Raw genomic sequence first — 26,242 nt, 5'->3', positions numbered from 1 at the left:
ACACACAGCGCGGGCCACCCGTCAGGGGCAGCCTGGGGTCCTGCAGCGGGCGACGGGAGCGGGATCCAGAGGGAGTATCGGCGACGTGATCGTTGGCTTTAGCCGGATTACGCGACGTCCGTCGCAACATCAGATGCAACGGCAGGGATGCGATAGACAATCGCGATCTTCATCACATTCCGCTCACGCACGCGGAAAGTGGGGATGCCGTTCAAGCAAGGAAGGTTTACATGACCAACGGGAGATTCCCGGCCCACGGGGAATGGCCAGCATGCAGCGGACTGCAGGACGTCACCTGACACGGAGATCGCATGTTCCCACGCTTGGCCAGCCTCCTGATCCTGGGCCTGTGCAGCGCCGGCGCGCTTGCCGCCGACGGCACCTATCGCCCGTCCTTCCAGCCGGACCTGCTGAAAGGACCACCGCCCGGCCCCCCGAACCAGGTGATGGTGCTGGGCAGCCCGCATCTCTCCGGCCTGCCGAAGACCTTCACGCGGGAGCATCTCGAGCCGCTGCTGGAGCCGCTGCTGGCGCGCCTTCAGGCATGGCAACCGACGGCCATCGCGGTGGAGAACCTGTCCGGCATGCAATGCGACTTCATGCGACGCAACCCCGCGCGCTACGCTGACAGTGTCGAGACCTACTGCATCGACCCGGCACCGGCCCAGGCCGCGACCGGCCTGGACGTTCCCAGCGCCAATGCCGAGATGGAGCGCCTGCTCGCGGATTGGCCGAAAGCCCCGACACCGGCCCAGCGCCGCCGCCTCGCGGCCGTGTTCCTTGCCGCAGGCGAGAACGGTTCGGCCGTGGTGCAATGGCTGCGCCTGCCCAGCGATGAACGTCGCGCCGCAGACAGCCTGACGCCGGAGCTGGTGCAGTTCCTCGACAGGCGCTTGGCCAGGCGCGACGAGGCCGGCATGATCGCCGGCGTCCTCGCGGCACGCCTGGGCCTGGAACGGCTGTGGTCGGTGGATGACCACACCGCCGACACGCCTGTCCCGAAGGACCGGGAGAAGGCCTATGGCGCGGCGCTCCAGGCGGCCTGGGACAACCCGGCGACCACGGCGCGGTTGGTCGCCGACGAAGCGCTGCACGCCCACCTGTCCAAGCCCGACGGCCTGCTTGCGCTCTACCGCAACTACAACGCTGCGGACACGGCGATGACTGTCTACCACAGCGACTTCGGCGCGGCCCTGGGCGAGCCGTCACCCGAGGCCTTCGGGCGCAATTACCTGGGCTATTGGGAAACCCGCAACCTGCGCATGGTCGCCAACATGCGCGACGTGCTCGGTCAGCACCCGGGCACCCGCATGCTCACCATTGTCGGTGCCTCGCACAAGGGCTACTACGAGGCCTACCTCAACCAGATGCATGATGTGCAGCTGGTCAGTACGGACGCCGTATTGCGCTGACGGAAGGGGTGCCGGCGCATGTCCGGGCCGCGCCGCCCCGGACATCCACGGCGCCAGCGGGCATCTCCAGCGGCCGCTGCCGCAGATCACTGCCTTCCGGCGCGCCCCATGCCGGCGCGTGCTGATGGATGCCGCGCTGGCATCGTGCCGGAGGCGATACGCCCACGATCACAGCGGCCATGCCGCCACAGCAACAGGCAGGCCGCAAACGTGCAGGCCAGACTGAGCAGCAGCAGCGCGAACGCTCCCCGCTGCAACACGGGCAGCAACGCCTGTGCGTGCTGGTCGCCGTGCAGCTGTTCGGTACGCAGGCAAGCGGCCAGCGCCAGGCACCAGCCGATCAGGGCCGGGATGAACATGCGTACCGCAGCCGGGTTCCAGGCATTCATGGGGTCACCTGCGTGAGTGGAGATGCGCGCAGTATTCGCGCGCGTCCTCTCACAGGCTGAGATCAATCCTCGGCGGCGTCGGGATCATCACCCGGACGCTCGGACAACTCGCCCTGCACCTGCACGTTGTTGCGCCCCATCGCCTTGGCCCGGTAGCACTGGGCATCGGCCGCAGCGACCGCCTGGTCCACGCTCATCCCGCCCGCCAGGGGCGCAATGCCGATGCTGGCTCCGACCCGCAACCGGTGCTGGTCCCAGGGAATGGACAGCGCGGCCAGGGTCTGCAGCAGCTCGCCGCCGATGCGCGCCGCACGCCGCGGCGTGCAACCGGACAGGATGACCGCGAATTCGTCACCGCCCAACCGCGCCACCACGTCCGAATCGCGCACGCCGTGGCGCAGCACGCTGGCCACCGCCCACAGCACGGCATCACCGGCCAGGTGGCCCCAGGTGTCATTGACCGGCTTGAAGCGATCGAGATCGATGTACATCAACGAGGCCGCCTGGCCGGTGCGCTCGACGCGGGTGATCGCCTGCTGCAGGTGCACCTCGAAGCCGCGGCGGTTGCTCAGTTCGGTCAGTGGGTCGATCTCGGCCAGGTGGCGCGCTTCGCGCTGGCGCGCGCGCTGCTGGGTGTCGTCGCGCAGCACCCACACCGCGCCGCGCACGTGGCCTTCGTCATCGCGCAGCCAGGCACGGGTCAGGTCCACCGGCACCGTGGCCGTCCCCAGCCGCAGCAGCAGGTCGGCGTGCAGGTCCACCGCATTGCTCTCCGGGTCCAGCAGCACCGACACGTCCAGCACCGAGCCGGGTGCGTACTCGGTGGTCAGCGCCAGCACGTCCTGCACCTTGTGCCCGGCCAGCGACAATGCGCCATCACCGGCCAGGGTGCGCACCGCAGCCGCATTGGCGTAATCGATGCGCCCGTCCAGGCTGACGCTGATCACCAGGTCGGCCACTGCGTCCAGGGTGATGCGGCTGCGCTGTTCACTTTCGAACAGGCGCTGCTCGCTGCTGCGCTGGGCGGTGATGTCCTGGATCTGCGACACGAAATGCAGCGGCTCGCCGTGCTCGTTGCGCACCAGCGACACCGACAGACGCGCCCAGATGATGCGGCCGTCGCGGTCGAGATAGCGCTTTTCCAGGTGGTAGTGGCTGCGCCGTCCCGCCAGCAGGTCCTGCACCAGGGCCAGATCGGTCTGCAGGTCATCGGGATGGGTCAGGCGCTGGAAATCGACCTGCAGCAGTTCCTCGCGCGGATAGCCCAGGATCCTGCACAGCGCGTCGTTGACGTCCAGCCAGCGCCCCTCCAGCGAGACCAGCGCCATGCCCAGCGCGGCAGAGGTGAACGCGCCGGCGAACTTCTCCGCCGACAATCGTGCCTCCGCGCGCGCCTGCAGGATCTCGGTGATGTCGATGGCCATGCCGACATAGCCGATCCGCGCGCCCCCGGCACCGTCCATGCGGCTGATCGACAGGCGCACCTGGCGGGGCTGGCCATCCTTGCGCAGCAACGTCCACTGCCGCGAATAGGTCTGTCCATCGGCACGCGCACTGAGTGCTTCGAACACATCGGGACGGTTGCCGCCGGCATCGACCAGCGGTTGCATCCAGGCCGCCAGCTCGCCCGGATCGTGGAAAGCATCGAGCCGGCGCTGGCCGACCACGTCCACCGCGCTGTAGCCCAGCAACCGCTCCGCCCCCGTGTTGAACAGAGTGATGGTGCCATCGGTATCGGTGGCGATCACCGCCACCTCATCGGACGCATCGACCACCGCCTGCAGGCGTTGCCGGGTCTCGGCCGCGTCCTGCCGCGCCTGCTGCAGCTCGGTCACGTCGGCGTGGGCACCGGCCATCCACAACGGCCTGCCCTGCCCGTCCCACTCGAACACCCGGCCACGGTCCTGGATCCAGATCCACTGGCCGTTCTTGTGGCGCATGCGCAGCAGGCAGGCGTAGTTGTCGCTGCGCCCTTCGAAATGGTCGTCCAGCGCCGCATCCGACAGCGCGATGTCATCGGGATGGACCAGTTTCAGGAAGGTCTTCTGGCAGATCGGTTCCAGCTCTTCCAGGCGGTAGCCGACGATCTCGGCCCAGCGCGCGTTGACCCGCATCTCGCCGGTCTGCACGTTCCACTCCCAGGTTCCCGCAGCGGTACCGTCGATGATCATCGCCAGGCGGCGACGCTCTTCCGCCAGCTCATGCAGGCGGCGCTCCAGCAGTCCATTGCCGTGGGTGCCCTGGCCCGCCATCAATCCGGTCCCCTGCCGGCACAGGCAGGCGCCGACCGCAGCAGGGTGCTGCGGCCGCCGGTACAGGCGACGGGTGGTGCTGGCGTCATGGCCCTCCCCAGCGACAGCGGGGTGGCCGAACGCCCCCCCTCAGGCGCAAGTGTGCGCAATCACGGGGAAAACCGACAAGTCCCCCGCCACGAGCCAAGCGTGACGGGGGGCACGATCCTCAACTGCGCTTGGCGCGGGCGAAGGCCTCGGCCAGGGCGTTGTTGGCCGGCGGAGCAGACTGGGCGGGACGACCGCCCGCCCCCTGGCCCCGGTTCGGACCGCGGTTCTGGCCGCCTGCGTCGCGGCGTGGCCCCGGCGCCTGGCCGCGTTCATCACGCTGGCCCGGACGGCTGGTGGCCTGGCCGGGGGTGTCGTCCAGGCGACGGGTCAGGGCAATGCGCTTGCGCGCCACGTCGACCTCCAGCACCTTCACTTTGACGATGTCACCGGCCTTGACCACATCGCGCGGGTCCTTCACGAACGTATCGGAGAGCGCCGAAATGTGGATCAGGCCGTCCTGGTGGACGCCGATATCGACGAAGGCACCGAAAGCGGCCACGTTGCTGACCACGCCTTCCAGCACCATGCCTTCGCGCAGGTCCTTGATGTCCTCGACCCCCTCGGCGAAACGCGCCGCCTTGAACTCCGGGCGCGGGTCGCGTCCCGGCTTCTCCAGTTCCCTGAGGATGTCACGCACGGTCGGCACGCCGAAGGTGGCATCGGTGAACTGCTCGGCCTTCAGGCCGCGCAGGAAGCTGCCATCACCGATCAGCGCCTTGATCGGGCGCGCGGTGCTGGCCACGATGCGCTCGACCACCGGGTAGGCTTCTGGATGCACCGCCGAGGCGTCCAGCGGTTCATCCCCGTCGGCAATGCGCAGGAAGCCGGCGCACTGTTCAAAGGTCTTCTCGCCCAGGCGCGCGACCTTCAGCAGCTCCTTGCGACGCTTGAACGGCCCGTTCTCGTCACGATGGCGCACGATGTTCTCGGCCACCGTGGCCGACAGCCCGGACACCCGCGACAACAGTGCAGCCGAGGCGGTATTCACGTACACGCCCACGGCATTCACGCAGTCCTCGACCCGTGCATCCAGCGCCCGCGCCAAACGGTACTGGTCCACATCGTGCTGGTACTGGCCGACACCGATCGCCTTGGGATCGATCTTCACCAGTTCGGCCAGCGGGTCCTGCAGGCGGCGCGCGATCGATACCGCGCCCCGCAGCGACACGTCCAGCCCCGGGAACTCCCTGGCCGCGAACTCGGACGCCGAGTACACCGACGCCCCGGCCTCGCTGACCACCACCTTCTGCAGCTTCGGGTTGGCGCAGGCCTTGATCGCTTCACCGGCCAGCTTGTCGGTTTCGCGGCTGGCGGTACCGTTGCCGATCGCGATCAGTTCAACGTTGTGCTTCACGCACAGCTGCTTGATCGTCTGCAGTGACTGCTCCCACTGCCGGCGCGGTTCATGCGGATAGATGGTGTCGGTGGCGACCAGCTTGCCGGTGGCATCGACCACGGCGATCTTGCAGCCGGTGCGGATGCCCGGGTCCAGGCCGAGCACGGTCTTTGGACCGGCCGGCGCGGCCAGCAGCAGATCCTTCAGGTTGTCGCCGAACACCGCAATGGCCTCGGCCTCGGCCTTCTCGCGGGCCTGGTTGAACAGGTCCAGCAGCAGATGGGTGTGCAGCTTGGCGCGCCAGGTCAGGCGACAGGCATCCAGCAGCCAGCGGTCGGCCGCGCGCCCCTGGTCGGCGATGCCGGCCTTGCGTGCCACCCGACCCTCGGCGTACTGGTGGCCGGCCTCGGCATCGCTGCCCGGGTCCAGTTCCAGGAACAGGATCTCTTCGCGGCGCGCGCGGAACAGTGCCAGCAAGCGGTGCGAGGGAATCTTCGCCAGCGACTCGGCATGATCGAAATAGTCGCGGTACTTGGCGCCTTCGGTCTCCTTGCCCTCGGCCACGCGGGCGCGGATCACCCCGGTCTCGCCCAGCCAGGTGCGCAGTTCACCGACCAGCGCGGCATCCTCGCCCCAGCGCTCCATCAGGATCGCACGCGCGCCTTCCAGCGCGGCCTTGGTGTCGGCCACACCCTTGTCGGTATCGACGAAGGTGGCCGCGAACGTCTGCGGGTTCTGCGTCGGGTCGGCCAGCAGGCCATCGGCCAGCGGCTCCAGCCCTGCCTCGCGGGCGATCTGTGCACGGGTGCGGCGCTTGGGCTTGTACGGCAGGTACAGATCTTCCAGCCGGCTCTTGGTATCGGCCGCCAGGATGTCGTTGCGCAGTTCATCGCTGAGCTTGCCCTGTTCGCCGATGCTGGCCAGCACGGCCGCGCGGCGGTCCTCCAGCTCGCGCAGGTAGGTCAGGCGCACCTCCAGGTTGCGCAGCTGGGTGTCGTCCAGGCCGCCGGTCACTTCCTTGCGGTAGCGCGCGATGAACGGAACGCTGGCGCCCTCGTCGAGCAGGCCGACGGCGGCGCGCACCTGGGCGGACTGGGCACCGATCTCGTCGGCGATGGTCTGGGCGATCTGCTGGGCGAGCGCGCTCTGGGCGTTCTTGGCGTCGTGCATTGCTTCAGGTCTGAACCGCGTTACGGGAAGACCCCATTCTGGCAATCCACGACGGAGCCGGACAAGGCATTGACAGGGCGCGAGGTTCAGCGGCGTCGCCGGAGTGGACGCCGGCATCCTGGCAAGGAGCGGGCTCGGACTGGCCCGGGGCTGGGATGCCGGCGCGGGCGCGCGATGGTGGGCGCGCCCTGCCGCGTGTTGCGAAGGTCAGCGGTAGTGGCGGGCGGCACGCTGCATGACGATGTCGTCACGCATGCCTTCCAGGGCCATCAGGCGGACCTTGCCGACACCCTGCAGTTCCATGAACCGCTCCGTGTAGAACTCCGGCCCCAGCGCGGTGTCGGCGCGGGATTTGCTGAAGCCGTAGGGCACCACGCCCTTCTCGCCATCCTTGCTACCACCGACATAAAGAACGATTGCCATGTGATGTATTCCTCCAAATTGCTACTGCCTACTGCACTTGACGAGCGATGCTGCGAGCTCATCAAGGAGGAGCTTACCGCGTCGAACCTGACTGGAACGTCACGAAGGCTAATGACGATCGGTTGCATGCAGATGACTGCGGGATCGCAGCAGAATGCTTACGGATCTTTAACTTCCGGCTAACGAGTCGTGGGGATTTCAGCCAACGGCGCAGCCCCTCGTGGGTGGTTTGGTTGGTCGCGGAAAGCCGGTTTGCTGTGGGCTGGCCGGGAAGGTGGGTAGGCCGGGGACGCCGTGAACCCATCCATGGGGGCTTGGCCGCGGCATCCATGCCGCGGACACCCCGCCCTACCCACCCTCCCGGCCGCTGACAGATTCCTGGTGGCTGCCTCCACCCACGGAGAAGAAAAAAGATCAAAAGCAAAAGCGGCCTGGCCGGCTGCTTTGTTGCTTCCTGTAGAGAGGGCCATGCTCGGCTGCGAGCAAGCGCAGCGCGCGACCCGCTTCTGCTGTTCTATTTCTTCTCCGTGGATGGACGCGCACGGAAACTGTCAGGGGCCGGGCGGGGTGGGTTCGCGGGACCGTTGGCGCCATGGATGGCGCCATCGAGCCCCCATGGACGGGTTTACGGCGTGTCCCGCGAACCCATCCTGCCCGGCCCAATCGCATGAAACGCATTCCGCGACCACGCCACGAGGGGCTGCGCCGTTGGCTGGAAACTACGGCCACCAGCCGTGCCCGAACCGGGCGAAATGATCGGCCGCGCGTTCGAACGGATTGCGCGCACTCACCCCGCCGCACAACAGGTACACCGGCAGGTACAACGGCCCCAGCACCATGTACTGGTACACGTGCGCACGTTCGTGATCATCCAGCCGGATCAGCGGTTCCACGCCCCACCCCGCCTGATGCGCATAGGTGCGGCAGGAAATGCCCAGGTCATGCCCGGTGTGCAGGATCACGTTGCCCAGGGTGATCGCCCCGCCGGGACCCCAGGGCCAGCGGTCGAACACCAGCGCGCAGTCACGCGCGCTCCAGCGCAGCGTCGCGCCACCGAGCATGCCGGCCAGCCCTCCGATCAGGCCCAGCAGGGTATTGGGCGATGTCCACGCCGCGCCCAGCACCTGCAGCGCGCGCAGCCAGGTCGGCCAGGGCGTTGCTCCAGTCTTCAATCGGCCTCGTTGGGAATCAGGAGCCACAGGATCAGGTAGACCAGGATGCCAGGGAAGGCGGCGGAGGCCAGCGAAACCAGGACGTAGATCACCCGCAACAGGGTCGCATTCCAGCCGAAGCGATGGGCAATGCCGCCCATCACGCCGGCAATCATGCGGTCGTTCAATGAACGTGACAGCGTGCGCGGCGTGGTGTTCATGGCGGTTCTCCTGGGCTACGGGGAAAGCAGTCGGGCATGGCTCGACTCTACACCGCGCCCCTGTCTACGGCGTGCGGTGGCGCAGCGCCTGCAGGCGCGCACCGAACCAGGCGGCAGCGGTCTGTTCAGGCTGCCCCGGGCACTGGATGCGATAGGCCTTGCCGCTCATGCTGCTCTGGCTGGCGGCGCGCTCGATGAACTGCTCGGCGCTGTCCACCATGTCCTTCTTCAGCAGATAGTCGTACTTGCGCTGCAGGTGCGCGCGCGCATCGCTGCCGTCGTACCAGCGGCCATTGCGCTGGAACCGGCACTGGGAGCCGTCCAGGCTGGAGATCAGCTGGGCGATCTCCCGCCGCGCGTCTGCACCGGGTGCCGCCTGGGCGACCGGGCCAGTCAGCAGCAGCGCAGCCAGCAGCATTGAAATCCTGTGCGACATCATCATTCTCCCTGCCGTCGAGCATGGCTCGACGCTGCAAATAACGAAGCAGGCGCTACGCGTCGCGTGCCTTCAGCCACCCATCGATCGTGGCGGGGACTTCACGCTGCGCGCGACCGGACACGTAGATACCGATATGCCCGCCGCGGAAACTGGACTCGGTGTAGTCCTCAGTGCCCAAGCGCCCACGCATCGCGCGCGAAGCGTCCGGCGGCACGAGGTGATCCTGCTCGGCGTAGATGTTCAGCACCGGCAGCGTCACCTGCGACAGATCCACCGCTTCCTCGCCGATCCGTACCGTGCCCTTCATCAGGCCGTTGGCCTGGTAGAACTGCTTGATGAAATCGCGGAACGCCTCGCCCGCCAGGTCCGGCGAATCGAAGATCCACTTCTCCATGCGCAGGAAGTCCTCCAGCGCCGCCTTGTCATCGAGGATGTCGAGCAGGCCGACGTACTTCTGCACGTTCAGGCGGAACGGCTTGAGCATCAGGTAGCTGGCGTTCATCAGGTCGGCCGGGATGTTGCCCAGCGTGTCGACCAGCAGGTCCACGTCCACCTGCCGCGCCCAGTGTGAGAGCATGTTGTCGGCGGTCTGGAAATCGACCGGGGTGACCATGGTGATCAGCTTGCCCAGCTTCCGCTGGCGCAACGCTGCGTAGCAGAGTGCGAACACGCCGCCCTGGCAGATGCCGAGCAGGTCGACCGGGCCACCACTGCGCGCACGCAGCGCATCAACCGCGCCGTCGATGTAGCGCAGCAGGTAGTCCTCCAGGGTCTGGAAGCGTTCGGAACGATCCGGGTAGCCCCAGTCCAGCACGTACACGTCCTGGCCCAGCGCCAGCAGTTTCTGCACCAGCGAACGGTCAGCCTGCAGGTCGACCATGTACGGCCGGTTGACCAGCGCGTAGACGATCAGCAGCGGCGTGCGCCGGGTCGGCGCCTGTTCGCCGACAAAGCGGTACAGCACCACCTTGCCGTCGCGCCAGACTTCCTCGCGCGCGGTCGCGCCATAGTCCACGTCTTCCACCTGCGGCAGCAGCTTCAGCCCTTCCATCAGCTTGCGCTGCATGGCCAGGGTTTCCTGCAGCAGGTCATCGGCATTGAAGCCCAGGGGTCCCTTCATCGGTCACGCGCCCGTGCGGAAGTGCGAGGCGCGGCCTTTCTTGCAGACGTCTTTTCTGCAGCCGCCTTCTTCGCCGGTGCCGCCTTCTTCGCGGCCTTGCGTGCGACCGGCTTCACCTTCGCTGGCGCCGGCTGTGCCACGGGATCCACCTCGGCGGTCCCGGCCAGCACCGCCACCTGCGCCTGCAGGCGACGCAGGCTGCGCTCCAGCTCGGCGATGCGGCGGTGGGCGGCGTCCATCTCGCTGCGGGTCGGCAGGCCGATGCGCTCACTCATCTGTTCCACCTCGCGCTGCAGCCCAGCGCGCAGGCGCATCTGCGCGTTGCCCAGCGAGGCGTACACCTGCTGGAACGGTTCGGACATGGCGACCTTGGCGTAGGCCTCCTCGGCCGCATCGATCCACAGGTCGAACATCGCACGCGCACTGGTCAGCTGGCTGCCCGGCTGCTCGTGCTGGGCCAGGCGCTGCTCGAACAGCGCGAAGGCCTCGTCCAGCGCCTGCTTGATCTGATCGACGTAGGCCCGCGAATGCTGCTGGTATTCCTCCTGCGCCCGCAGCAGGGCCTGCCAGCGTGCCTGGTGCTCGCGACCGGGGCCGAACGCCGGGCTCTGCAGCCACGGACCGGCCTGCAGCTGGAACTGCTGCAGCCACGCGGCGAATTCGGGCACCGCGGCACCGGCATGGGTGCTGCCACGGGCACCCTGCAGCATCCACTGCAGCATGCCGTCGCCCTGCGCCTGCACCGCCTCGCGCCAGGCTTGGGCCACTTCAGCGCTGCTGGCGTCGCGACCCGCAAACCGTGCGGCGACGTCCTGCATGGTGCCGTACCAGTTGCCCGCCTGTTCGCGGAAGCGCCGCACGGCATCGTCCGGTGCGCCCTGCGCCTGCTCGGGCAACAGCTGGCCCCACCAGTCGAACAGCCGCTGCCAACTGCCGGGATCGTCACCGGCGGGTGCGCCGGGCGTGCTCGCATGGCGCAGGGCATCGCCCCAGGCGCCGAAGTACTGCCGGGCCAGGGTTTCGAAATCGCTGCTGCCGGCGTCGTGGGCCGAGCTGGTCATCGCAGGCCTCCGCTGGGCTGGCTCATGGCTTGGGGATGCGCAGGGTCTTGCTGATCATCAGCGACCCGGACAGCGCGAACAACAGCACCATCGGATGCAGCTGCCAAGGGCCGATCTGCCACTGGCCGAACCAGATGTGGTCGCCGATGGCATCGGTGCCGGCAGCGATGGCCAGCACGATCACCAGCACCAGGCTGGTCGGGATCGGGGTGCCCTCGAAGTACGTGACCTTGCCCTCGTCGCCGCTCAACGCTTCGGCGGTGACGTTGTAGCGCGCCAGGCGGCTGACGCCGCAGCAGACGAAGTAGCTCAGCACCAGCCAGTCCCAGCCGCCCTGCATGCCGCAGGCATAGGCCAGCGCCGCCGGCGCCACGCCGAAGGAGATCACGTCGGACAGGGAATCCAGCTCGCGCCCCAGGGTCGAGCTGGACTTGCGCCAGCGCGCGATGCGGCCGTCGAGGGCGTCGAAGATGAAGGCCAACGGGATCAGCGCCATGCCGAACAGCAGGTAGCCACGCTCGCCGTCCTGCAGGAAGCGCATGGCGGCAAACACCGCACCGGTGCCGCAGAAAGCATTGGCCAGGGTGAACCAGTCGGCCAGCTGGAATTCGCGCAGCATCGAGAAGTGACGTTTCATGGGGTCTCACGGAGCATCAAGGCCCACAGGTTACCGCGAGCGCCGCCGCTGGCGACAGCGCTGACGGGGCCCACCCTTCACCGCCCCCTCACCCGCCCTCACCGGCGGTGAATTTTTCGCCACCCATCTTGACAGCCTAGGGGGGTGGCGCCTGTCGCGGCTTATCCACAAAGTTGCCCACGCGTAATCCACACCCCCTGTGGACAACCGGATCTCACCGACTGCGACCGTGGACATTTCCTCATCACCCCACAGCGGGGTTTCCCTACTTCCCAAGCCACGAGGTCGGCGCTATGGTCACCGGCGGGCCCGCCGCCACGTCCGATTCCTGGTGACCGGCGATGATGATGCCGGATGCTTCCACTGCTGCTGGCGCAGCGGCCCTGAAGTGGTAGAGCCGGCCGCTGGCCGGCTGCCCCTGCCCTTCCGGAATGCCGGCCAACGCCGGCACTACCCAGCGTGCACCCGCCGCCACCGGGCGAAACACATCACCTGCATCACCAGCATCGCCGCCAATCCGAGCGGCCACGCCCACCACAGGCCCGCCAGGCCGTGCCGCGCCCGCAGCCACATCGCCAGCGGCAGCTCCACCAGTACGACCGCCATCATGCCCAGCAACGCTGGCCGCCATACCGTGCCGCTGCCGCGCATCACTCCCACCAGCACCGCGCTGACTCCCATCGCCAGCACGCCCCACACCACAGTGCGCAGCTGCAACGCAGCCAGCTCGCGCACTTCGGTCGCCGCCAGGATCAGCCCGGTCAGCCCGGGCGCCAGCACCACAACCAGCACCACCACCATGCTCAGCGTCGCCAGTCCAAGCAGCACCCCGGTGCGGGCGATGGCCGGCAGCCGTGCCGTCCGCCCAGCACCCACCGCATGCGCCGCGAGAATGGTGGCGGTGATCCCCAGCGACATCGCCGGGAGCTGCACCCAGCTCATCAGCTGGTTGACCGCACCGTAGGCGGCCGTAGCGGTGTAGCCGTAGCGGTTGATCCAGGCCAGCAACACGATTTCGGCGATGGCCAGGCTGAGCATCTGCAGCGAAGACGGCAGGCCGATGCGCAGCATCGAACGGATGAGTACGCCATCGAAACGAATCGCACGCAGCAGCTCACGGCCCGGTGCCAGCGGATGCCCCATCCGGCGCCAGCGCCACAGCAGCCAGCCCAGGGCCAGCAGGGAGGCCAACGCCGCCGATACGGCCGCACTGGCTGCGCCCTGCCGTGGCAGGCCGGCCCATCCCAGAATCAGCAGCGGCGTGCACAGCAGGCCGATCAGGGTGGCCAACAGCAGCGCCTGCAGGGGCGTCTTCGCATCGCCCACCCCGCGACTCACGGCGGTGGCCAGCCACAGCAGGAAGAACGCAGGTGCAGCCAGCAACAGCACGCGCGCGTAGACGATGGACTCGCCGAGGATCGGTGCCGGTGTGCCCAGCGCGGTCAGCAGGTGTGGCGCAACACCGCCGCCCACAGCCATCACCAGCACCGACAGCAGCAGGATCAGCGCCACCGCGCTGCCGGCCACCGCCCGCGCCTGTTGCGGCCGGTGCGCGCCCCAGGCTTGGCCGATCAGCACCATCGCGCCGGTCGCCAGGCCCATCACCAGGGCCAGCAGCAGGAAGAAGACCGGGAAGAATGCTGCCGCGGCGGCCACCGCCTGCGTCCCGAGCAGATGACCGAGGTAGATGTTGTCCAGCGTGCCTGCGGCCAGCTGCAGCGCGTTGGTCAGCAGCATCGGCAGCAGCAGGGCCAGGTAGGTGCGCCACAGAGGCGGCGCGGCCGGGGGCGTGGGATGTACAGGGGCGTTCATGGGGTTCTCTGGGCAAGGCGCTGCCCTGCCCGGCGTTTCCGCCAGCAAAGCAAGCACAGGGGAGCGGGCCGTGGCCCGCGATCAGGTGGCGCCGCCGCGCGACGACGGCGCGATGGTTCAGCCGTCGGCGCTGTCGAACGCCAGGCGCAGGGCGTGGTCGCGCACATCCCTGGGCCAGGAATGCAGCACCGCTTCCAGGCCTGCGCGGTCATGCGCGAACAGCATGCGGATGGCCTCCTCGAAGCCCGGCAGGTCACCGGCGATGGTCTGCAGGAAGTGATAGGCGCGCTCGGCATCGCGACGCCGGCGGTCCTTGTCCGCACCGGCGCGGCTGGCCGCCTCCACCAGTTTTCGCAGTGCCACCGAGGCCCCGCCCGGCTGCTCTGCCAGCCATGCCCAGTGGCGCGGCAGCAACGTCACTTCGCGCGCTACCACGCCCAGCTTCGGGCGGCCACGGCCACGCGGGGCCGCGGGTGCGTCTTCGGCAATGACCTCGGCATCCGTCTCCACGGCGGGAAACGCTGCACTTACCCGCGACAGCAGTTCTGCATCACTGCCGCGCGTATCGAAATCACGGGTATGGCCGGTGGCGTTGTCGAACACCAGCAACGGCCCGGCCGCGTTGCTGGCGCGCAGTTGCTTGAGGGCAAGCGCAGCCACTTCCGGGGTGCCGGAAGCGACCAGGCGATGGCCGTCGAAACAACTGAAAGGAGGAAGACGGGACGCAGGCATGGCAAGGGCATCAGAGGCGATGCGCAAATATTGCCCGGGTAATTTGTCGACGTCAATATTGCCCGGGCATTAATTATCCGGAAAAGCGTGCCAGCCTCGGGTGGGCACCTCCCCGATTCGCCGGATCACAGCCGGCTGTAGGACCAACTGACCATGCGGCCGTCCTTGTACGGCATCACGCCGTGGAACGGGCGCGGGTCGGTGTCGAACACCAGCGGCAGGAAGTTGCGGTCGCCCTCCCACATCGGCAGCGTGTCCAGCTTGTCCAGGTCCACCCATTCCAGCGTGCCTTCATGGTTGCCGCCGTGCGGGGTGCCTTCGAAGGTGTCGATGACGAACACGAAGCCCAGCCAGTCTTCACCGTGCTTGCCGAAACCCGGCCAGCTGAGGGTGCCGCGCAGGCGCATGCCGGTGCAGTCGATGCCGGCTTCCTCGGCGATCTCGCGACGCATGCTGGCGGCCACGTCCTCGTCCGCTTCGATCTTGCCGCCCAGCCCGTTGTACTTGCCCAGATGGTGGTCACCCGGACGGGTGTTGCGGTGGATCATCAGCACCTGGCGACGATCAGGCGACAGCACGTAGCCCAGGGTGGCGACGATCGGGGTGTACGGCATGGGGCGGCATCCAGCGGCAGGTCAGCCCTGGATTATGGCCGATCAGCGCACCAGCGACAGGCGGCGCTCGGCAGGCGCACCGGCGCCATCGGGGTCACGGCGCAGCGTGGCGACGCCATGGCCGCGCTCGGCCAGGTATTCCAGCCACTTGCCGAGGAAGGTGTTCATCCGCATGCGATGGCTGATCAACTCCGCCGGTGGCGGATACAGGCCCATGGTGTCCTGCCAGCGGCGGCCGACGTAGCAATGGGTAGTCTCGGCCTGGCGCGCATCACGGTACAGGCGGACGTAGGCCGACGGGTCCGGCTCACCGGTGACCGGGTCGGCCAGGTCGTAGGTCAGGCGCAGTTCCACCGTGTACCGGTGGCATTCGATCACGTCCAGGCGCACATCCAGGCCGTCACCGATCGAGGAGATGTAGCTGCCCGCGACCAGTCCCGCCGGCTCGAACAGGCGTACCAGATGACGGTAGTTTTCCGCGTACAGGCCCATGAGCCAGCTCAGCCGGCTCAGGCGGGGAATGCGTTCGGTACGGGGCAAGGCTCGGGCCATGGGTCGATCCTACACGTTGGTGCTTCAACGTGGGGGCGCCTCAAGCCACAGCCAACCCGTCGGTCGCTTTCATCGTGGTAGTGCCGGCCGCTGGCCGGCAGCCCCGCAGCGCGGGGAACGATCAATACAGCTCGCGCTGCAGCCCCAGCGTAGCCAGCACCTTGCTGGAAATCTCCTCGATCGAGGTATGGGTGGTGCTCAGGGTCGGGATCCGCTCCATCTGGAACATGGTCTCGGCCGCAGCCACCTCGCGCTTGCAGGTTTCCAGGTTGGCGTAGCGCGAGTTCGGACGGCGCTCCTGGCGGATCTGCTGCAGCCGGTCCGGGTCGATGGTCAGGCCGAACAGCTTGCGCCGGTAGTTGCGCAGGCGTGGCGGCAGGCGGTCGCTTTCCAGGTCCTCGTCGGTCAGCGGGTAGTTGGCCGCGCGCACCCCGTAGTGCAGGGCCAGGTAGATGCAGGTCGGCGTCTTGCCGGCGCGCGACACCGCCACCAGGATCACGTCGGCATCGTCGTAGTTCACCGCAATGCCATCGTCATGGGTCAGGGCGAAGTTCATCGCGTTGATGCGGCGATGGTAGGTATCGAAATCGACCATGCCATGGGCCTGGCCGACCCGGGCCAGGCGCGGGCTGGCCAGTTCGCGCTCCAGCGGCTCGATGAACGGCGCGAACACATCCAGCATCAGGGCTCCGCTGTCAGCCAGGATCAGGCTGAGGCTCTGGTCCACGCAGGAGTTCACCACGATCGGCCGGACCTGGTAGCGCTCCCCCGCCGCCTGGATCCGGGCACAGGCTTCACGCGCTTTTTCAGGGTCGTCGACAAACGACATCCGGTCGGTAATGAAGCTGAACCCGGAGAACTGGGTCAGCAGGCTATGCCCAATGGTTTCAGCGGTGATACCGGTTCCATCGGAAACGTAGAACACCGGACGGATGGTCGACATGCGCGCTTTTACCCCCTACGAAGCTTAAAAAGGCCGCCAGCACAAGCTTGTGCCGACGGTGCTCTGCCCGGCATCATATCGGCTTCTTCCTACGGACGCGGCCACTCAGCCCGCCTCGGGCGATGGCCAAACGGAGCATCGCGCTTGAACGAGAACATCCTGTGGTTGCACGAACTGCGTCTGGCCGATCTGGCCCGCGTAGGCGGCAAGAATTCGTCCCTGGGCGAGATGATCGGCAACCTGGCCGGTCTGGGCGTTTCGGTGCCGGGCGGTTATGCCACCACCGCTGAAGCCTTCAAGGACTTCATCGCGCACAACGACCTGTCCAAGCGCATCTTCGACAAGTTGGCCACGCTGGACGTCGAGGACGTCACTGCGCTGACCGCCGCCGGCAAGGAAATCCGCAGCTGGGTGATCGATGCACCGCTGCAGCCGCAGCTGGACCAGGACATCCGCACCGCCTACGCCAAGCTGAGCGCCGACAACGGCGGCGGCGACGTGGCCGTGGCCGTGCGTTCGTCGGCCACCGCCGAGGATCTGCCGGATGCCTCCTTCGCCGGCCAGCAGGAAACCTTCCTCAACGTCACCGGTGCCGACGACGTCGTGCACAAGGTCAAGGAAGTGTTCGCCTCGCTGTACAACGACCGTGCCATCGCCTACCGCGTGCACCACGGCTTCAAGCATGAGGACGTGTTCCTGTCCGCCGGCGTGCAGCTGATGGTGCGCTCGGGGGTCGGCTCCTCCGGCGTGCTGTTCACCCTGGATACCGAGTCCGGCTTCCGCGACGTGGTGTTCGTCACCTCCTCGTTCGGCCTGGGCGAAATGGTCGTGCAGGGCGCGGTCAACCCGGACGAATACTACGTCTACAAGCCCACCCTGCAGGCCGGCAAGCCGGCGATCCTGCGCCGCTCGCTCGGCAGCAAGGCGATCCGCATGGTGTATTCGGATGTTCCGGGTGAGCGCGTCAGGATCGAAGATACCCCGGCCGAACTGCGCAACACCTTCTCGATCAGCGACGAGGATGTGCAGGAACTGGCCAAGCAGGCGCTGGTGATCGAAAAGCACTACGGCCGCCCGATGGACATCGAGTGGGCCAAGGACGGTGTCAGCGGCAAGCTGTTCATCGTGCAGGCGCGCCCGGAAACGGTGAAGTCGCGCAGCCACGCCACCCAGATCGAGCGCTTCGCGCTGACCGAAAAGGGCGGCAACGTGCTGGCCGAAGGCCGCGCCGTCGGTGCCAAGATCGGTTCGGGCGTGGCCCGCGTGGTGAAGACGCTGGACGACATGAACCGCGTGCAGCCGGGCGACGTACTGATCGCCGACATGACCGATCCCGACTGGGAACCGGTGATGAAGCGCGCTTCGGCCATCGTCACCAACCGTGGTGGCCGCACCTGCCACGCCGCGATCATCGCGCGCGAGCTGGGCGTGCCGGCCGTGGTCGGCTCGGGCAACGCGACCAAGGTGATCGAAGATGGCCAGCTGGTCACCGTCAGCTGCGCTGAAGGCGATACCGGCTTCATCTACGAAGGCAAGCTGGGCTTCGAGCGCACCACCACCGATCTGGGCAACATGCCGCCGGCACCGCTGAAGATCATGATGAACGTGGCCAACCCGGAACGTGCCTTCGACTTCGGCCAGCTGCCGAACGCCGGCATCGGCCTGGCCCGCCTGGAAATGATCATCGCCAGCCACATCGGCATCCACCCGAACGCGCTGCTGGAATACGACCGCCAGGACGCGGCAACGAAGAAGAAGATCGACGAGAAGATCGCCGGCTACGGTGACCCGGTCAGCTTCTACGTCGACCGCCTGGCCGAAGGCATCGCCACCCTCACCGCGTCGGTTGCTCCGAACCCGGTGATCGTGCGCCTGTCGGACTTCAAGTCCAACGAGTACGCCAACCTGATCGGCGGCAGCAACTACGAGCCGCACGAAGAGAACCCGATGATCGGCTTCCGCGGCGCCAGCCGTTACGTCGACCCGAGCTTCTCGGCCGCCTTTGCGCTGGAATGCAAGGCCGTGCTGCGCGTGCGCAACGAAATGGGCCTGGACAACCTGTGGGTCATGATTCCGTTCGTGCGCACCCTGGAAGAAGGCCGCAAGGTCGTCGAGGTGCTGGAGCAGAACGGCCTGAAGCAGGGCGAGAACGGCCTGAAGATCATCATGATGTGCGAAGTGCCGTCCAATGCACTGCTCGCCGATGAGTTCCTGGAGATCTTCGACGGCTTCTCGATCGGCTCCAACGACCTGACCCAGCTGAGCCTGGGCCTGGACCGCGACTCGTCGATCGTCGCGCACCTGTTCGACGAACGGAACCCGGCAGTGAAGAAGCTGCTGTCGATGGCGATCAAGGCTGCACGCGCCAAGGGCAAGTACGTCGGCATCTGCGGCCAGGGCCCGTCCGATCACCCGGATCTGGCCGAATGGCTGATGCAGGAAGGCATCGAGTCGGTGTCGCTGAACCCGGACACCGTGGTCGACACCTGGCTGCGCCTGGCCAAGCTGAAGGCCAACGGCTGATGCCGCGAGGGGCTGACGTCGCTTTCATCGACGTCCGCCCATACTGCTGCTGCACGCAAGCCCCGCCTTTGCGGGGCTTGCTGTTTCTGGCGTCACGCACGCCCTGCCCCACGCAGACATCGCTAAGCAGCAAAGGACTTCCGCATGATCGCCGCCGCACCAACCGCCCCCGCCGCGACGCCCTGGTTCCACTCGCTCGACTGGGAGCGGCTGCTGGAAACCTACGGCGTGCCGTTGCTGGCCGCCATCGTAGTGCTGCTGGTGGGCCTGTGGGTGGCACGTCGCCTGTCCAATGCCATGCCGCGCGCCACCGCGCGCATGGGCGTGGACCCGATGCTGGGCAGCTTCCTGCGCAACGTGGTCTATGCCACCTCACTCGTGATCGTGGCGCTGCTGGCCATCGACACGCTCGGCGTGAAAATCACCCCGCTGCTGGCCGTGCTCGGCACGGCCGGTCTGGCGGTAGGCCTGGCATTGAAGGATTCGCTGTCCAACATCGCCTCGGGCGTGATGCTGGTGACGCTGCGACCGTTCCGCGTGGGCGATGTGGTGACCGTGGCCGGGCAGACCGGCACGGTGCGCGAAGTGCGCATCTTCCAGACCGTGCTCACCGGTGCCGACAACCAGCACACCACCATTCCGAACACGCTGATCACCGCCGCACCGATCATCAACCTCACCGCCGAACCGACGCGCCGCGTCGAGCTGGTGATCGGCATCGGCTATGAGGACAACATCCAGCTGGCACGCGATACCGCGCTGGCGCTGATGAAGGCGGACCCGCGCGTGCTGCAGACCCCCGCACCGGACGTGGTGGTCTACGAGCTGGGCGCGCACGCCATCAACCTCGGCATCCGCTGCTACGTGAAGTCGGCCGACTGGTTTGGTACCAAGGTCACGCTGCTGGAGCAGCTGAAGCTGGGCTATGACAAGGCCGGCATCAACATCCCCTACCCGCAGCAGGACATGCATCTGTACCTGCACGGCAAGGATGGCGGCGTGGTTGAGGCCGACGCGCTGGTGCGCGACAAGCCGTGATCCGGCAGTGGAATGCCGGCCAGCGGCCGGTACTACCCCTCGCCCCCTGACTGGAATGCCGGCCAGCGGCCGGCACTACCCCTCGCCCCCTGACTGGAATGCCGGCCAGCGGCCGGCACTACCCACTCGCCGCCTGACTGGAATGCCGGCCAGCGGCCGGCACCACCCCCTCGCCGCCTGACTGAAATGCCGGCCAGCGGCCGGCACTACCCCTCGCGCATTGGTAGTGCCGGCCGCTGGCCGGCAGCGCCCAGGATCAGGCCGCGACGCTCTCTTCCAGCGTCGGGTAATCGGTGAAGCCGACCGCGCCACCGCCAAAGAACGTCGCGCGATCCGGCGGATTCAGTGCCGCACCGGTACGCAGTCGCTCCGGCAGATCCGGGTTGGCGATGAACGGCCGCCCGAAGCCGATCAGGTCAGCCCAGCCTTCCGCCAGTGCCTGCTCGGCGCGCTCGGCGGTGTACTTGCCGGCGTAGATCAGCGTGCCTGGGTAGACCATGCGCAGCGCCTGCTTGAACGCCACCGGCATCAACGGTGCATCGTCCCAATCCGCTTCGGCAATGTGCAGGTAACCCACGCCCAGCTCACCCAGCAGATGCGCGGCCGCCAGATAGGTCGCCTGCGGCGTATCGTCCACCGCGCCCTGCAGCGTGGTCAGCGGCGCCAGGCGCACGCCGACGCGGTCACCGCCGGCCACCGCGACCACCGCCTGCACGACCTCGCGCAGGAACCGCAGCCGGTTCTGCAACGCGCCGCCATAGCCGTCGGTGCGCTGGTTGGCCTGCGAGTCGATGAACTGGTTGATCAGGTAGCCATTGGCACCGTGCAGCTCCACGCCATCGAAGCCTGCGTCCAGCGCATTGCGCGCGGCCTGCGCGAAATCGGCGACGATGCCCGGAATCTCATCTTCGCGCAGCTCACGCGGCATCGAATGCTGGATCATTTCGCCCACCCCGGCTTCGGGACCTGCCCCGGTCGGGTCGACGAACACCTTCACGCCTTCCGCCATCAACGCCGACGACGACACCGGCGCGGCGCCACCCGGCTGCAGCGCCACGTGCGAGACCCGGCCGACATGCCACAGCTGGGCGTAGATGCGGCCACCGGCGGCGTGCACGGCGTCAGTCACCTGGCGCCAGCCCTGCACCTGTTCCGGGCTGTGGATGCCCGGAGTCCAAGCGTAGCCCTGGCCCTGCGCGCTGATCTGGGTACCCTCGCTGACAATGAGGCCGGCGCCGGCACGCTGCGCGTAGTACGTGGCCATTTCGGCAGTGGGCACGTTGCCGGCCGACGAGCGCGAGCGGGTCATCGGCGGCATCACGATGCGGTTGGGCAACGTCAGCGCGCCCAGGCGGTGGGGAGTGAACAGCATGGCGGCAATCTCTTGCAGGGGACTGCCGGCAAGGATGGGGATGGCGGCGGCCACGCAACAGGCACGCACTGGCAAAACAGTTGTTCCCTCAAGGCAAGGATGGCCGGCCGGCGGTCGGATCCCTTTGAACGGAACGGGCTCCGACCCCGAAGCCGGTTACAGCGTGGGTTCGATCAGCGCGCCGCCATGCGCCACGCGGTCATAGCAGGTGCGTACCACGTCCTCGCCGTACTTGCGCTCCAGCCGGCGCACGATGAAGTGGCCGCGCGCCATGTCCTGGTAGTAGTCAGTGAACATGGTGTTCAGTGTTGCGCCGGCAGCGGCACCGACGATCGGCACCGCCTGCGCGGCGAACTTCTCGGTAACGACCACGCCAAAGCGCGCCGCCACCTTCTCCACCAGCTTCGCCAGCAGCTTGCCGGCTTCCTTCGGCGCCACGCCCAGGGTCAGGTCGCGGCCGGTCACCACGCGCCCGGCCAGCTCGGCCGAGAGATGGCGCATCACATCGGTCGTGAAGCCGCGGGCCAGGTAATAGCCCGTCTCGCTGGCGTCATCACGCGGCGAGTTGCCGCCCAGCGCGAATACCTCAAGGCACGCCTGGCGGGTGCTGAACTCGGACAGGTCAAAGCCCTCGCTGCGGGCCACGTCTGCCACCGCCCGCATCATGATCGTGGTCGATACCGGCAGTTCGATGAAAAGTGCCGCGAAGCCAAAGGCGCCTCCGACCGCGCCTGATGTCGCCGCCGCCACCTTGTGCCAGCGCGTGGATGCGCCCTTGCCAGGGGTGTTGTCCATGCTCCACAGGGCCGCCTGCGCGGACTTGGACAGCGCCGCCTGCACCGCGCCGTGGATGCGGCCCGACACCGCCTTGGGCAGCGCCTTCACCGCGAACTCCAGCGGCGTGCCGACCAGGTTCGCCATGCGCGCGGTCAGGGTCGGCGCTTCCAGCAGCGCCACCGCCCGCTGCAGGTCGGACCAGTCGCGGGCGTCGTGGGCAATGTCGCGGGGAAGCAGGATCGGCTCGTTCATGGGGCCGATCTTAGCGCCCGGTAGTTGAACGGTTCGTCGCGAGTCACGCCAGAAGGGGCGGACCCGGTGCCTTGCCGGCCAGCGGCCGGCAACTACCCCTTGGCGTGTCACCCGGTGGCGTCGTTCAGGCAGCCGGCAACCCCGACAGCGCGCCCATGAACTGGCGGTAGTGGCGCAGTTCGGCGATCGAGTCGTGCACGTCGCTCAGCGCGGTGTGGTTGCTGTTCTTGCCGACGCCGGCAGCCACGCTCGGCGCCCAGCGCTTGGCCAGTTCCTTCACCGTGGACACGTCCAGGTTGCGGTAGTGGAAGTACTTCTCCAGCCTCGGCATCTGGCGGTGCAGGAAGCGGCGATCCTGGCAGATCGAGTTGCCGCACATCGGCGAAAGACCGGCCGGGATCCACTGCGCCAGGAAGTTCACCGTCTGCGCTTCGGCCTGGCCCAGCGTGGTGGTGCTGTCCAGCACGCGCTGCCACAGGCCGGAACGACGGTGCTGGTTGCGGTTCCACTCATCCATCGCTTCCAGCGTTTCCAGCGGGTGGTGGATGGCGAACTCCGGACCCTCGGCCAGCACGTTGAGCTGCGCGTCGGTGACCACGGTGGCGATCTCGATGATCGAATCGTTGTCGGTATCCAACCCGGTCATTTCCAGGTCGATCCAGATCAGCCGCTCGTTGGCCGCGCCGTTGTCCGCCATGTGTCGCCTCGTTGCTGGGCAGGCGCACGGCCTACCGGTGAAGGAAAGGGGCACCCATCATACCCTGTCACCCCTCAGCCCTCGCCGGCGTGGTCTTCCAGCAACAGCGGCGGCTTGCCGCGCTTGGCGCGGAAATAATTGGTCAGGCGCGTGCTCGCCTCCTTGGCCAGCACGCCGCCGTGGATCTCCACCCGGTGGTTGTGGCGCGCATCGCCCAGCAGGTCGAAGACGCTGCCGCAGGCACCGGTCTTGGGGTCGCTGGCGCCGTAGACCAGGCGGGCAACGCGTGCATGCACGATCGCCATCGCGCACATCGCGCAGGGTTCCAGGGTCACGTACAGAGTGCTGCCCAGCAGCCGATGGTTGGCCAGCCGCGTGCCACCGGCCCGCATCGCCACGATCTCGGCATGCGCGCTGGGATCGTGCGAGGCGATGTTGAGGTTCCAGCCCTCGCCCAGCAGCTGGCCATCGGCGCCCACCAGTACCGCACCGACCGGAATCTCATCGAACTCGCGTTGCGCGCGCTCGGCCAGGGCCAGCGCGTGGCGCATCCAGCGTTCATCGGCGTCGTGCACCGGCACACCCAGGGCATCGGTCATGGCGGTTCTCGCGTGTCTGCAGGGCCAGGATGGCCGCCGGGGCCGCATTGTACGCCCGCGGCCGTGCAGGCGCCGCTAGCGTGCGTCGAAGCGCTCGCGGGCGGCGTCCAGTGCCGGGAAGTTGTGCTCGGCCCAACGGTCCAGAGCGGACAGCGTGTCAACCAGCCCACGCGCGACTTCGGTCAGCCGGTACTCCACATGCAGTGGCTTTTTGCCCAGCTCACACCGCTCGACCAGGCCATTGCGCTCCAGCTGCCGCAGGGTCTGGGTCAACACCTTCTGCGAGATGCCTTCGATCTTCCGCAGCAGCGCGCCATTGCGCAGCGGCCCCTGCGACAGTGCAGGCAACAGCAGCCTGTTGCTGTGGCCGTTGATGTACAGCCTGCGCTACGTCGGCTTCGATGTGATGGAACCGCATGTGGTGCACGGCGTGCGTTCCGGGCTGGCACCGGAGCGCGCGCAGGCACACGACGAGGCACTGGCTGCAGCAACCCAATACTACCGCGAACGCCTGGCGCACTGGACGCAGTGGCCCACCGTGCCCTTCAACGACAGCGCGGATTTCGAGGACGGCGTGGTGCTGCGCGCGGAGGCCACCACCTACAGCCCCTTCATCCGCCATCGCAACGCCGGATGAATCCAGGTCTGCACGCTGGATCGGGACGCGCGATACTACGTGCCCATTGAAAGCACCTTGGTGAACCCATGACCACCCTTCGCGCCTCGCGCGCCGACGACGGCGCCGCCCTCGTCGACCTCTGGCGCCGCGCCGTCGACGCCACCCACGACTTCCTCAGCGCAGAAGACCGCCAGGCCATCGACGCCGAAGTCGCCGGTTTCCTGCCGCTGGCGCCGATGACCGTGGCCGTCGACGCTCAGGACCGCCCCCTTGGCTTCATGCTGATCGATAGCACGCACATGGAAGCGCTGTTCATCGATCCTGACGTGCGCGGTACCGGTATCGGCCGGCGACTGCTGCAGCATGCGCTGGCCCTGCATCCGCAGCTCAGTACCGACGTCAACGAACAGAACGCGCAGGCCGTCGGCTTCTACCAGCGCATGGGCTTCGTCGAAACCGGACGTTCACCGCTGGATTCGCAGGGCCGCCCGTATCCGCTGATCCATCTCCGGTACGAGGGCTGAGATCAGCCCCGGCGGCGGGGGTCAATCCACGGGCGGGGCGCTTGCCTCGAATGCCGCTGAGTAGCGCACTTCGCCCTGCGCGATCGGCGGCACCAGGGAGAGGGCCTGGAAGTACGCTGCTGGAACACCCGGCAGTACCAGCCCCGGTTCGGCATGGAACCCGAATCGCCCGTAGTAGGACGGCTCCCCCAGCACCACACAGCCCTGCGCGCCCTGCCCACGCAATGCGTCGAGCGCCGCGTGCATCAGCGCTGCGCCAATGCCCTGCCCCTGGCATCCGGGCAGCACCGAGATGGGCCCCACGCCAAACCAGCCGGTGCTGCCATCGCTGATCGTCACCGGCGACAGGGCGATGTGCCCGACGACCTGCCCGTCCTTCTCGGCGACCAGCGAAAGATTCAGCTCTCCACGCGAACGCAGCGCATCGACAATGAACTGCTCGGTGTGGCTGCTGTGCGGCACATCGCGGAAGGCCGCCTCAGTGAGTGCGTGGATGCTTGCCCGATCTTTACTGGACTCAGGCCGAATCGTGTAATTCATGGCGCCCGTCTCTGTGATGGAAATGTGAATTATTGATTTGAATCACACATCTGCAGAAAAGCCTGCGTCGCACGCAACGCCAGCGAAAGCACCGGATCGCCCACGGCGCAGGCGATACGCCCGAGGTAGCACCCGCCAGCGCGTCAAAAACATGGCGCGCCGGGTGGCAATGGCTTGCCGGCACGCTCCATAATCGGAAAACCTGTCACCCAGGAAGGATATATGGACATGGACGCGCCATGCAGGACCGAGCCATGGATGTAGCACAGCGCGAACACAGGGGACGGCCGTTGTTGGCGTTGATCGCGCTATTGCCGCTGGCCGCGTGCTCACCTTATGCCGATGCCGAGCGCGACGTTGCTGCGGGTGGACGCGGCCTGGCCAGGCTCAACCCGGCGCCGAAGCAGGCCTACGAACTGGTGCTGACAGTGAAGGATGCACCGGGCCCGTTCGCGGTTGTTGAGGGCGTGGCCCAGTATGACGTCAGCAACTATGAAGACTGCGGGCGGATCATCTGGTCCACCGGCACGGCCAGCCGCATCACCAGCCAGGAACCGGTGGAACTGCGCAGGACGGGCGAGAACGAATACCGCGGTACGTTCTACCTCGACCGCATGCAGGACCAGGACTATTACGATCGCGGTACGTGCCACTGGACGCTGACCGGCGTTGGCGCGATGTTGCGTGCCACGACCGGCGAAGCTGATACGCGATTCCTTACGTTCATCGACAAGAAGCGCATGGAGAGGGATTCACCTCTGACGCTCTATTACCCGACACTCATCTATCCGCGCGCCACCACCGTCGCCAACTTCGGCGCCAGTGGCGAAGAAGATCCGTCAGGGTATAGCGAAGATCTGCGCGACGCGCTGTTCTCGACCACAACCACTGTGCGGACGCTCGCGCCATGAGCTGCCAGTGCCACATTTCCCCCTACACACCAGGAG

The 26,242-nt window shown here is 67.4% G+C and carries 26 protein-coding genes and 1 pseudogene; 6 read left to right on the top strand and 21 right to left on the bottom strand.

What is annotated here, in order from left to right; all coding sequences use genetic code 11:
- Window positions 1–311 precede the first annotated feature (311 nt).
- On the top strand, window positions 312–1,412 hold the full coding sequence (locus LRM18_RS18200; RefSeq protein ID WP_270955202.1) for a DUF5694 domain-containing protein: 1,101 nt from the start codon (window positions 312–314) through the stop codon (window positions 1,410–1,412).
- Between the two features lie 86 nt (window positions 1,413–1,498).
- Here the strand turns inward: LRM18_RS18200 and LRM18_RS18195 are convergent, their stop codons facing one another.
- The 15 genes from LRM18_RS18195 to LRM18_RS18125 all read right to left on the bottom strand — a co-directional run bounded on the left by LRM18_RS18195 (window position 1,499) and on the right by LRM18_RS18125 (window position 16,354).
- A complete protein-coding gene (locus LRM18_RS18195) occupies window positions 1,499–1,801 on the bottom strand; it encodes a hypothetical protein (protein ID WP_270955201.1) in 303 nt (100 codons plus the stop codon).
- A gap of 62 nt (window positions 1,802–1,863) precedes the next feature.
- Window positions 1,864–4,053 carry a PAS domain S-box protein gene (locus LRM18_RS18190; protein ID WP_057494629.1) on the bottom strand — a complete coding sequence of 730 codons (2,190 nt, stop codon included), beginning with the start codon at window positions 4,051–4,053 and terminating at the stop codon, window positions 1,864–1,866.
- 208 nt (window positions 4,054–4,261) lie between these two features.
- Window positions 4,262–6,649 (bottom strand): Tex family protein, encoded by a 2,388-nt coding sequence (locus tag LRM18_RS18185; protein WP_270955200.1) that lies wholly within the window; start codon window positions 6,647–6,649, stop codon window positions 4,262–4,264.
- A 207-nt stretch (window positions 6,650–6,856) separates the two neighbouring features.
- Window positions 6,857–7,072, bottom strand: coding sequence for a hypothetical protein (locus LRM18_RS18180; protein ID WP_005417149.1), 216 nt, complete (start codon window positions 7,070–7,072; stop codon window positions 6,857–6,859).
- 719 nt (window positions 7,073–7,791) lie between these two features.
- Window positions 7,792–8,244 carry a hypothetical protein gene (locus tag LRM18_RS18175; RefSeq protein ID WP_057494650.1) on the bottom strand — a complete coding sequence of 151 codons (453 nt, stop codon included), beginning with the start codon at window positions 8,242–8,244 and terminating at the stop codon, window positions 7,792–7,794.
- The gene (locus LRM18_RS18170; RefSeq protein WP_049466571.1) at window positions 8,241–8,444 is read right to left on the bottom strand and encodes a PspC domain-containing protein; all 204 of its coding nucleotides are present in this window, start codon (window positions 8,442–8,444) and stop codon (window positions 8,241–8,243) included. The genes LRM18_RS18175 and LRM18_RS18170 overlap by 4 nt, the downstream gene beginning before the upstream one ends.
- 64 nt (window positions 8,445–8,508) lie before the next feature.
- Window positions 8,509–8,880: a YfeK family protein gene (locus LRM18_RS18165; protein ID WP_270955199.1), complete on the bottom strand. Its 372-nt coding sequence runs from the start codon at window positions 8,878–8,880 to the stop codon at window positions 8,509–8,511.
- 55 nt (window positions 8,881–8,935) lie between these two features.
- On the bottom strand, window positions 8,936–10,003 hold the full coding sequence (gene phaC, locus LRM18_RS18160; RefSeq protein ID WP_164083284.1) for a class III poly(R)-hydroxyalkanoic acid synthase subunit PhaC: 1,068 nt from the start codon (window positions 10,001–10,003) through the stop codon (window positions 8,936–8,938).
- Window positions 10,000–11,064, bottom strand: a complete 1,065-nt coding sequence (phaE, locus tag LRM18_RS18155; protein ID WP_270955198.1) for a class III poly(R)-hydroxyalkanoic acid synthase subunit PhaE — start codon at window positions 11,062–11,064, stop codon at window positions 10,000–10,002. Before phaE ends, phaC begins: the two co-directional genes overlap by 4 nt.
- A gap of 22 nt (window positions 11,065–11,086) precedes the next feature.
- A complete protein-coding gene (locus LRM18_RS18150; RefSeq protein WP_049466577.1) occupies window positions 11,087–11,701 on the bottom strand; it encodes a phosphatidylcholine/phosphatidylserine synthase in 615 nt (204 codons plus the stop codon).
- Window positions 11,702–12,151: 450 nt separating this feature from the next.
- On the bottom strand, window positions 12,152–13,513 hold the full coding sequence (locus tag LRM18_RS18145; protein ID WP_270955197.1) for an MATE family efflux transporter: 1,362 nt from the start codon (window positions 13,511–13,513) through the stop codon (window positions 12,152–12,154).
- A 117-nt stretch (window positions 13,514–13,630) separates the two neighbouring features.
- On the bottom strand, window positions 13,631–14,245 hold the full coding sequence (locus tag LRM18_RS18140) for a DUF2239 family protein (protein WP_049466581.1): 615 nt from the start codon (window positions 14,243–14,245) through the stop codon (window positions 13,631–13,633).
- A gap of 125 nt (window positions 14,246–14,370) precedes the next feature.
- Window positions 14,371–14,859: an 8-oxo-dGTP diphosphatase gene (locus LRM18_RS18135; RefSeq protein ID WP_049466582.1), complete on the bottom strand. Its 489-nt coding sequence runs from the start codon at window positions 14,857–14,859 to the stop codon at window positions 14,371–14,373.
- Window positions 14,860–14,901: 42 nt separating this feature from the next.
- Window positions 14,902–15,411 (bottom strand): DUF1249 domain-containing protein, encoded by a 510-nt coding sequence (locus tag LRM18_RS18130; protein WP_033833151.1) that lies wholly within the window; start codon window positions 15,409–15,411, stop codon window positions 14,902–14,904.
- A gap of 121 nt (window positions 15,412–15,532) precedes the next feature.
- Window positions 15,533–16,354: a pyruvate, water dikinase regulatory protein gene (locus tag LRM18_RS18125; RefSeq protein ID WP_049464808.1), complete on the bottom strand. Its 822-nt coding sequence runs from the start codon at window positions 16,352–16,354 to the stop codon at window positions 15,533–15,535.
- Between the two features lie 144 nt (window positions 16,355–16,498).
- On the opposite strand from LRM18_RS18125, the gene ppsA reads away from it, so the two are divergent.
- Both ppsA and LRM18_RS18115 read left to right on the top strand, forming a co-directional pair.
- A complete protein-coding gene (gene ppsA, locus LRM18_RS18120; protein ID WP_049464810.1) occupies window positions 16,499–18,877 on the top strand; it encodes a phosphoenolpyruvate synthase in 2,379 nt (792 codons plus the stop codon).
- Between the two features lie 144 nt (window positions 18,878–19,021).
- Entirely contained in the window at window positions 19,022–19,915 is an 894-nt protein-coding gene (locus tag LRM18_RS18115) for a mechanosensitive ion channel domain-containing protein (protein WP_270955196.1), read from the top strand.
- Window positions 19,916–20,171: 256 nt separating this feature from the next.
- On the opposite strand, the gene LRM18_RS18110 is transcribed toward LRM18_RS18115, so the two are convergent.
- From LRM18_RS18110 to LRM18_RS18090, 5 genes are all read right to left on the bottom strand, one after another.
- Complete coding sequence (locus LRM18_RS18110) at window positions 20,172–21,287, bottom strand: alkene reductase (protein ID WP_164083279.1); 1,116 nt, start codon at window positions 21,285–21,287, stop codon at window positions 20,172–20,174.
- A 156-nt stretch (window positions 21,288–21,443) separates the two neighbouring features.
- Window positions 21,444–22,316, bottom strand: a complete 873-nt coding sequence (locus LRM18_RS18105; RefSeq protein WP_270955195.1) for an EcsC family protein — start codon at window positions 22,314–22,316, stop codon at window positions 21,444–21,446.
- Between the two features lie 124 nt (window positions 22,317–22,440).
- Window positions 22,441–23,013 (bottom strand): oligoribonuclease, encoded by a 573-nt coding sequence (gene orn, locus LRM18_RS18100; protein ID WP_053462697.1) that lies wholly within the window; start codon window positions 23,011–23,013, stop codon window positions 22,441–22,443.
- Between the two features lie 74 nt (window positions 23,014–23,087).
- On the bottom strand, window positions 23,088–23,612 hold the full coding sequence (tadA, locus tag LRM18_RS18095; protein WP_064238779.1) for a tRNA adenosine(34) deaminase TadA: 525 nt from the start codon (window positions 23,610–23,612) through the stop codon (window positions 23,088–23,090).
- A 75-nt stretch (window positions 23,613–23,687) separates the two neighbouring features.
- Entirely contained in the window at window positions 23,688–23,951 is a 264-nt protein-coding gene (locus tag LRM18_RS18090; RefSeq protein WP_270955218.1) for a helix-turn-helix domain-containing protein, read from the bottom strand.
- A 4-nt stretch (window positions 23,952–23,955) separates the two neighbouring features.
- Between LRM18_RS18090 and LRM18_RS18085 the strand changes: the two are divergent.
- Window positions 23,956–24,249 (top strand): annotated as a pseudogene (locus LRM18_RS18085) (flavodoxin family protein); the annotation flags it as partial.
- Between the two features lie 68 nt (window positions 24,250–24,317).
- Window positions 24,318–24,755 carry an acetyltransferase gene (locus LRM18_RS18080; protein ID WP_270955194.1) on the top strand — a complete coding sequence of 146 codons (438 nt, stop codon included), beginning with the start codon at window positions 24,318–24,320 and terminating at the stop codon, window positions 24,753–24,755.
- Between the two features lie 21 nt (window positions 24,756–24,776).
- Here the strand turns inward: LRM18_RS18080 and LRM18_RS18075 are convergent, their stop codons facing one another.
- Entirely contained in the window at window positions 24,777–25,295 is a 519-nt protein-coding gene (locus LRM18_RS18075; protein ID WP_154330832.1) for an N-acetyltransferase, read from the bottom strand.
- Window positions 25,296–25,534: 239 nt separating this feature from the next.
- On the opposite strand from LRM18_RS18075, the gene LRM18_RS18070 reads away from it, so the two are divergent.
- Complete coding sequence (locus LRM18_RS18070; protein WP_270955193.1) at window positions 25,535–26,206, top strand: hypothetical protein; 672 nt, start codon at window positions 25,535–25,537, stop codon at window positions 26,204–26,206.
- The last annotated feature ends 36 nt before the right edge of the window (window positions 26,207–26,242 follow it).

Source organism: Stenotrophomonas sp. PI_27 (genome assembly GCF_027854495.1).
Classification (GTDB): Bacteria; Pseudomonadota; Gammaproteobacteria; order Xanthomonadales; family Xanthomonadaceae; genus Stenotrophomonas; species Stenotrophomonas pavanii.
Note: the sequence above shows the minus strand (reverse complement) of the source record. Positions and strands in the feature narration are given on the sequence as shown.